The organism is Streptomyces sp. HSW2009, from assembly GCF_040240285.1.
GTDB lineage: Bacteria > Actinomycetota > Actinomycetes > Streptomycetales > Streptomycetaceae > Streptomyces.
In genome coordinates, this window is record NZ_JBEHZD010000421.1 from 1 (window position 1) to 7242 (window position 7242).

Annotated in this window: 6 protein-coding genes; 1 reads left to right on the forward strand and 5 read right to left on the reverse strand. The window is 75.8% G+C overall.

The window, feature by feature from the left end; translation table 11 throughout:
• Positions 1-91: 91 nt before the first annotated feature.
• Positions 92-961, reverse strand: coding sequence for a sulfurtransferase (locus tag AAHZ94_RS25070; protein WP_349995414.1), 870 nt, complete (start codon positions 959-961; stop codon positions 92-94).
• A 347-nt stretch (positions 962-1308) separates the two neighbouring features.
• Here AAHZ94_RS25070 and AAHZ94_RS25075 point away from each other — a divergent pair, with 347 nt between their 5' ends.
• Positions 1309-2115, forward strand: a complete 807-nt coding sequence (locus tag AAHZ94_RS25075; protein ID WP_349995421.1) for a VOC family protein — start codon at positions 1309-1311, stop codon at positions 2113-2115.
• A 762-nt stretch (positions 2116-2877) separates the two neighbouring features.
• Here the strand turns inward: AAHZ94_RS25075 and AAHZ94_RS25080 are convergent.
• The 4 genes from AAHZ94_RS25080 to AAHZ94_RS25095 form a co-directional block, all read right to left on the reverse strand.
• Entirely contained in the window at positions 2878-3765 is an 888-nt protein-coding gene (locus AAHZ94_RS25080; RefSeq protein ID WP_502964774.1) for a thymidine kinase, read from the reverse strand.
• Positions 3766-4049: 284 nt separating this feature from the next.
• Positions 4050-5285 carry an alkaline phosphatase family protein gene (locus AAHZ94_RS25085; RefSeq protein ID WP_349995416.1) on the reverse strand — a complete coding sequence of 412 codons (1236 nt, stop codon included), beginning with the start codon at positions 5283-5285 and terminating at the stop codon, positions 4050-4052.
• Positions 5285-5872 (reverse strand): DUF5998 family protein, encoded by a 588-nt coding sequence (locus AAHZ94_RS25090; protein ID WP_349995417.1) that lies wholly within the window; start codon positions 5870-5872, stop codon positions 5285-5287. Before AAHZ94_RS25090 ends, AAHZ94_RS25085 begins: the two co-directional genes overlap by 1 nt.
• Positions 5873-6316: 444 nt before the next feature.
• On the reverse strand, positions 6317-7242 hold a 926-nt coding region (locus AAHZ94_RS25095), incomplete at its 5' end, for an acetate--CoA ligase family protein (protein ID WP_349995419.1).

The window sequence follows — 7242 nt, forward strand, 5'->3', positions numbered from 1 at the left end:
GACCAGCGGGAGGGCGCGGGCGTCGGCGCGCGCTGACGGCGGCCCCGCCTTAGCGTGCGCGCCGCGCCACCGCTCGGCCCTGCGGGCGCGGCTAGCCCGGCTCGGCGCCGGTGGCCACCGGGCGGGAGGCGTCGCCGGACCACTCGCTCCAGGAACCCACGTACAGCGCCGCCGGCACCCCGGCCACCGCCAGGGCCAGCGCCTGGTGGGCGCCGGACACGCCCGAGCCGCAGTAGACGCCGACCTCGGCCGCCTCCGTCGCGCCCAGTGCCGCGAAGCGTTCGGCCAGTTCGGCGGCTGGCCGCAAGCGGCCGTCCTCGGTGACGTTCTCGCTGGTGGGGGCGGAGACCGCGCCCGGGATGTGGCCGGCGACCGGGTCGATCGGCTCGACCTCGCCGCGGTAGCGGTCGCCGGCGCGGGCGTCCAGCAGGAGGCCGCGCCGGGCGAGCCCGGCCGCCCCGTCCGCGTCGAGCAGCGGCAGCCCGCCCGGGCGTGGCGTGAAATCGCCGGCGGCCGGGGACGGGATGGCCGTCTCGGTCGGCCCATCGGCCGCGGTCCAGGCGGCCAGGCCACCGTCCAGGACCCGCACCGACGGGTGGCCCGCCCAGCGCAGCAGCCACCAGGCGCGCGCTGCCGCCCAGCCGCCCGACGGCCCCGCTCCCCCGTCGTACACCACCACCGCGCGCTGGGCCCGTACCCCGGCCCGGCGCATCGCCGTGCCGAATACCTCCAGGTCGGGCAGCGGGTGTCGGCCCGCGTCGCCGGGCGGGCCGGCGAGTTCGGCCTCCAGGTCGACGAAGACCGCGCCGGGCAAGTGCCCCCGCTCATAGTCCACACGGCCGGTCGGCGTCGCGCCACGGCCACCCGGCGGGGTCAACTGCCAGCGGACGTCGAGCAGCAGGGGCGGCTGGGGGCCGGCGAGTTCGGCGAGGAGTTCGGTCGCGGAGACGATGGCGTTCATGGGGCTCATCTTCACCCCATCGGCCACGCACCGTACAGATCACGCCGAACCTCACGTACGACCGGCCGACACCGATCCACCACCTCACCAATTCGGACGCGACGCACCAAACCGGGCATTCTCCTTGGGGAGTCCGGCGCGTGCGGCGCGGTCGGTGGAACGCGCCGCGGTGACTACTGCGAGCATCTGAGCAGACCCGTCCCGTTACACCCCCGCGTGCCCGCGGCGGCGCGGGGTATCAGGCCACACGACGACGCTTCGAGGAGACAGAGACGATGACCGAGGCACGGAAGTCCCCCGAGTGGCACCACCCCGGGGTCAGCCCGGGCGCACCGCCCGTACGCGGTATGAGGGAAGGTTCCGGAGCAACGGCCGGATTGAGCGGCCGGGAGCCCGCGCGGCGCGCGACCGGCACGCCCTGCTGGACGAGTCTGATGGTGCACGACCTCGCCACGACGCAGGAGTTCTACCGGGGCCTGTTCGGCTGGGAGTTCCAGCCGGGGCCCTCCGGGTTCGGTCCTTACGTACGGGCCCTGTTGGACGGTCGGCCGGTCGCCGGGATCGGCGAGATGGCGCCGGGGCTGCACCTTCCCGTGGCCTGGACGACGTTCCTGGCCAGCGACGACGCGGATGCCACGGCCGAGCAGATCCGGTGCTGCGGCGGCACCGTCGCGGTCGGCCCGCTGGACTCCGGCGAAGAGGGCCGGATGGCGATCGCCGCCGATCCGCTGGGGGCCGTGTTCGGCGTCTGGCAGGCGCGGCTGCACCTCGGCAGCGAGGGCGGCGGCGAGCCCGGCACGCCGGTGTGGACGGAGTTGCTGACGTCGGAGACGGAGCACGTCGACACGTTCTACCGGACGGTCTTCGGCTGCCAGGTGGAGCCGGTGGCCACCGCTGACGAGGACTACGTGACGCTGACGGTACGCGGCCGGCCGGGCGCGGCCATGCACGGCGTGGGTCATCGAATCCGCACCGAGGCGGGCGCCCACTGGATGACGTACTTCGAGGTCAAGGACCCGGACGAGGCGGCAGAGCGGGTCGCGGTGCTGGGCGGCCGGGTCCTGCACGACCCCTCAGACACCGCCACCGGCCGCAGCGTGCAGGTCGCCGACCCGGAGGGGGCCGCCTTCACGCTGGTGCACACCGAGCACTGAGCACCGGTTGCGTGCCGGGGCTGAGCGCCGTGCGCAGGCCGGAGGCTGAGCTCGCGCAGGCCAGCGGCTGAGCACTTGTGTGTCCCGGGGCTGAGCACCGTGCGGATGCGGGTCGCGGCAGTCGGTGCGGAGCACACGGTGCGGGTACGGGCCGCGGGAGCTTGAGCACGACACGGTGCGGACGGTGCACGGCGCGGCGCAGGCGGTGTGCGGGTGGTTTCGCTGCGCGCGGGCGGGCGGCGCGTACCCGGTGCCTGCCTTCGGGCGCTGCCCGAGACGGGTGCGGCGGACGGGGTGCGCATCGGGCGGGGTCCGGCGGTGATGCGCGGCGGTGGCGATGTGGAAACGGTGGTGGGTGGGCGCGGCCGGTGGCCTTCGGGCCCGGCGACGACCGCGCCGGACGACGGGTCGACCTGCCGCCCCTTCCGCGACGGGCGCCGGCGCACCGCCCTGGCCCCGCGTACGGACCGCCATCGCGCGGCCACGCTCCCGACGGGGCGTACGGATCGCGGCGGGATGGCACGCACGGCGCGGCGCGGAGAGCGACGGCGGACGGCCGTGGTCAGGCCGTCACGGGGGACGCCGCGCGGACCGCGGCACGGGACCCGGTGCGGGACACGGCACGGGACGCGGTACGCGCAGGGCCGATGTGCCCGGCGCCCCTCCGCGCACTACCGGGGCGGCGGCGTGGCCCGGGTGGTCACGGTGGTGGCCCGGGTGGTCACGCCGTAGCAGTCGGCAGTGCGGCGCCGGTCGGAAGGGTCACGGCGTGGCGGTCGGCAGTGCGGCGCCGGCCGGGGTGGCCGCGCCGGCCCGTACGGCGGAAGGCCCCGCGGCATCGGCGGGGTGCGTGCCAGCACCGGCGGCGCGCGCGGGGGCGTCGGCGGGGCGTGCCGGGCCTTCGGCCGGGTGCGCCGGGGCGTCGACGGGCAGCACCTCCGGGGAGAGCGCGGCGGCGCGGGCCGCGGATGCGGTCATGCGGCGGCGGTGGTGGCGCCGGCACAGCACCTCGTAGCCGACCTCGGGCGTCCGCTCCGCGGTGGTCGCGCCGTCGGTCGGGCGGGCTTCGGGGGCGTCGGCGGGCAACCCGTCCGTACCGGCTTCCCCCGCCACATCCGGCTTGTTGACGTCGCCGACGACGACCTGGGCCCCCTCCACGACCATCTGGCCGCCGACGGTGCGGGCGTTGTGCGTGGCGCGGGCGCCGCACCAGCACAGCGCCTCCACCTGGAGCACCTCGATCCGGTCGGCGAGTTCGACCAGGCGCTGTGAGCCGGGGAAGAGCTTGCTGCGGAAGTCGGTGGTGATACCGAAGGCGAAGACGTCGAGTTCGAGGTCGTCGACGATGCGGGCGAGTTGGTCGATCTGTTCCGGGGCGAGGAACTGTGCCTCGTCGGCGATGAGGTAGTCGGCCCGGCCGCCCGCGCTCAGCCGGGCGACGACATAGGCGTAGAAGTCGAAGCCCTCGCTGGCCTCGATGGCGTCGGTCGCGAGGCCGAGGCGCGAGGACAGCCGCCCCTCCCCCGCCCGGTCGTCCCGGGTGAAGATCATGCCCTGGAGCCCGCGGGCCGAGCGGTTGTGCTCGATCTGGAGGGCGAGCGTGCTCTTCCCACAGTCCATGGTTCCGGAGAAGAAGACCAGTTCGGGCATGGGGGAAAGTGACCTTTCGGTTGTCGTGGGCGTCCGGCGGGGGTGCTGTTCCCGCCGTCCGGCGCGGCGGAGCAGGAGCCTGCCGCGCTGGGCTGCGGGCCGCTGCTCCGGTGGGCGTCGCGCGGGGTGCTGCGCGCCGCACGGTACGGCACGCCGTCCTGATACCTCCCGCCCCGTCCGGCCGCGCGACCGGGCGGGGCCGTCAGAACGGACGCCACGAGCGGTCGTCGGGAACGGCCGGCGGAACAGGGACAGGCGCCGAGAACAGGCGTCAGGAACGGACGTCAGGTACGGACTTCGAGGAGCGGAACGAGTTGTTCGACCGGGGTCATGGAGCCGTGCAGGCCCACCATGGCCGACTCGTTGGGCTCGGTGCGGCTGGCCACGATGGCGACGTCGTCGTGGGCCGCCGCGATCACGTCGCCGATCCGCCCGTACACCCGCTCGTCCACGCCCGCGCCGGGCGGTCCGAACCAGCCGGCGGCCACCGCCTCGTCCCGGCTCGCCACCCACATCCGGTCGCCGAGCACCTCACGCCAGACGGCGAGCACGTCGGCGGCTGCCCCGGGCACCGCGTACACGTGCCGGGCCCGGCCCTCGCCGCCGAGCAGGGCCACGCCCGCGCGCAGTTCCCAGTCCTCGTCGAAGTCGATGCGCGACTCCGGGGCGAAGGGCAGGTCGATCATGCCGTGGTCGGCGGTGACGTAGAGCGCGGCGTGCGGCGGGAGTTGCTCGGCGAGCCGCTGGGCGAGGCCGTCCACGTAAGCGAGCTGGCCGCGCCAGTCGTCGGAGTCCACGCCGAAGCGGTGGCCCTTGCCGTCGACCTCGCTGTAGTACGTGTAGACCAGCGTGCGGCCGGCGGCGCCGAGCTGCGCCGCGGCGAGGTCCATGCGCTCCTCGCCGGAGAGGCGGCCGTGGAAGGTGCCCCCGCTGAGGGCGACCTGGGTGAGCGGCGTGCGCTCGAACGCGGGCGCGGAGACCTGGCAGGTGTGGACGCCGGCGGCGTGCGCCAGTTGGAAGACGGTCGGGTAGGGCTGCCAGGCGTGCGGGTCGGTCCACGGGTGCCAGCGGAGCTGGTTCATCAGCGCGCCGGTGGCCGGGTCGGCGACGGTGTAGCCCGGCAGGCCGTGGGCGCCCGGGGGCAGGCCGGTGCCGACCGAGGCGAGCGAGGTGGCCGTGGTGGAGGGGAACCCTGCGGTCAGTGGGGTGCCGGTGCCGTTGCGGGAGGTGGCGAGCAGCGAGGTCAGGAACGGGGCCTCGGCCGGGTGGGCGCGTAGCAGCTCCCAGCCGAGCCCGTCGATGAGGAAGACGCAGACCCGGTCGGCCGGGGCCAGGTCGAGCCCCGGCGTACCGCTCAGCCCCGGCACTTCCTGGCCGACCACGACGGCCGGCAGCAGATCGCTGAGCGCACCCGTGCCGTACTGCGGCAGCGGTGCGGTCGCCAGGTCCAAGATCGCGTCCTGTGCCGGGTCGTCTGGCCAGGCGTCGCTGGTCACGGGGCCCGCGCCGAATCCCGCCATCAGCGGTCGGTGGCCGTGGTCGCCTCGGACAGCGACTGCGCGAACGCGAGGGTCTGGCGCACGCTGTCGGGCCCGTCGCCCGCCTCGCTGACCCGCAGCGAGAGGTCGTCGGCGGTGGAGGAGCCGGTGTAGCCGTGGTCCGCCTCGCAGTTGGGGTCACCGCAGCTCGCGGGCTCCAGGTCGAGCCGGCTGACGGCGCCCCAGCCGATGGTGAGCACCACCTCGCGGGGCAGCGTGCCCGGGGTGTAGGACTCGGGGTTGGCGACCACCCGGCTCAGCACCACCGAGGAGATCCGGTTGAGCTTGACGGACTCGGTGGAGGTCGTGGCGTACGGAGTGGCGGAGCTGTCGTCGGCGGCCTGCTCATCGGTGTGGCTGACGATGAAGCGGGTGCCGGTCAGCACCAGCACCGTGACGTGCCGGCGCACCTCGTTGGAGTCGAAGGTCGTCTCCTGGTGCACCAGGAACGCCACCACCGGTTCGCCGCCGACGGCGGCCTCGCCCGCCTCGGCAACGAGGGCCGGGTAGTAGCCGCTGCGCTCGCTCGCCGCGCGCAGCCCCTGGGTCGTCGTACCGGTCTTCGCCATGCCTCCCATCCTACGGGGCGCGACCGCCCCCGCTCCCCTCGTGGGTCGGCGCCGACACCGGTCCGGCACCGCACCGCCATGTGGGCGGCGCGGAGGCGTCCGGGAGGCGGCCCGAAAGCGGCATCCGAGCGGCCCGGGGGCGGCGCTGTGGGTCCCGCCGTGGGTCCCGCCGTGGGCAGGCTGAGCGCTGGCGCAGGGCCGGGGTGGGGCGCTGGCCGGGGACAGGCTCCACTCGCGCGCCTCACGCGGGCGCGCGCGTGAGGGACCGGGCGGGTGCCTGGGTCCGGGAAGGCGCAGGGGCCGGCGCGGGTCCGTTGGGTCAGTACGGGTGCCCGCAGAACCGGGGCCCGGCTTGGAGGGGCGGGGCGCGGGTCCCGGGTCGACGGGTTACGGGTCTATCTGGGGCTACGGGTTACGGATTTACAGGTCGCAAGGCGACAGCCATCAGTACGCGGGCAGGTGGCGTGGGCCGACGTCCGTGCGGACCGGGGGCGGGGCGAGGCGCAGGGACGCGCCGAGTACGGACAGCCCGTGCGGCGCGACCACCACCGGTTCCAGATGGACGGCGACCACCTCGGGGTGGTCGCCCACCAGGCGGGAGACCCGCAGCAGCAACTCCTCCAGGGCTGCGGTGTCCACCGGCTGCGCGCCGCGCCAGCCGAACAGCAGCGGAGCCGTACGGACCGATCGGACGAGCTCGGACACGTCGCGGTCGGTGGCCGGTATCAGCCGGTGCGCGGTGTCGCCGAGCAGTTCGGACGGGGCGCCGGCCAGGCCGAAGGAGAGCACGGCCCCGGCGGCCGGGTCGATCGCGGCCCGTACCACCGTGTCCACGCCGCGCGGCGCCATCCGCTGCACCACCAGGCGCAGCGCGTCGGGGCCGCCGAGGAGCCCGGTCAACTCGGCGTACGCGCGACGCAGTTCCGCCTCGCCCGCGAGGTCGAGCCGGAAGGCGCCGAGGTCGGCCCGGTGGCGCAGATGGGGTGCCGTGGGTTTGAGGGCGACCGGGTAACCAAGCCGCTCGGCGGCCCGGGCGGCGCTGTCCGGGTCCGGCGCGGGCAGCGCGGGCAGCACGCTGATGCCGTAGCGGGCCAGCAGCCGCTGGGCGTCCGGTGCGGACAGCGCGAAGCTGCGCGGGAGGTGCCGGGAGCGTACGCGGCCGGCGGGGGCGGGGCCCGGTGCGGCGGTCCCCGCGGGCCCGGGGCTGCCGTCTGGGCTGGAGGACGGGGTGCCGGCCGCGGTGGTGGCCGGTGCGGCTGCGGTGCGCGGCTCGGGGGCAGTGCCCGGGCCGGCAGTGGCGCCTGGCGCGGGGGCGTCGGCGCGCGAGGCTCGCTGGGCGTCGGCAGGCGGGGACGGGGCTGCCGCGGAGT

Bases quoted from the DNA above. Each gene is read 5' to 3' on its own strand.
- AAHZ94_RS25070 (WP_349995414.1), bottom strand. From the start codon at position 961: ATGAACGCCATCGTCTCCGCGACCGAACTCCTCGCCGAACTCGCCGGC.
- AAHZ94_RS25075 (WP_349995421.1), top strand. From the start codon at position 1,309: ATGAGGGAAGGTTCCGGAGCAACGGCCGGATTGAGCGGCCGGGAGCCC.
- AAHZ94_RS25080 (WP_502964774.1), bottom strand. From the start codon at position 3,765: ATGCCCGAACTGGTCTTCTTCTCCGGAACCATGGACTGTGGGAAGAGC.
- AAHZ94_RS25085 (WP_349995416.1), bottom strand. From the start codon at position 5,285: ATGGCGGGATTCGGCGCGGGCCCCGTGACCAGCGACGCCTGGCCAGAC.
- AAHZ94_RS25090 (WP_349995417.1), bottom strand. From the start codon at position 5,872: ATGGCGAAGACCGGTACGACGACCCAGGGGCTGCGCGCGGCGAGCGAG.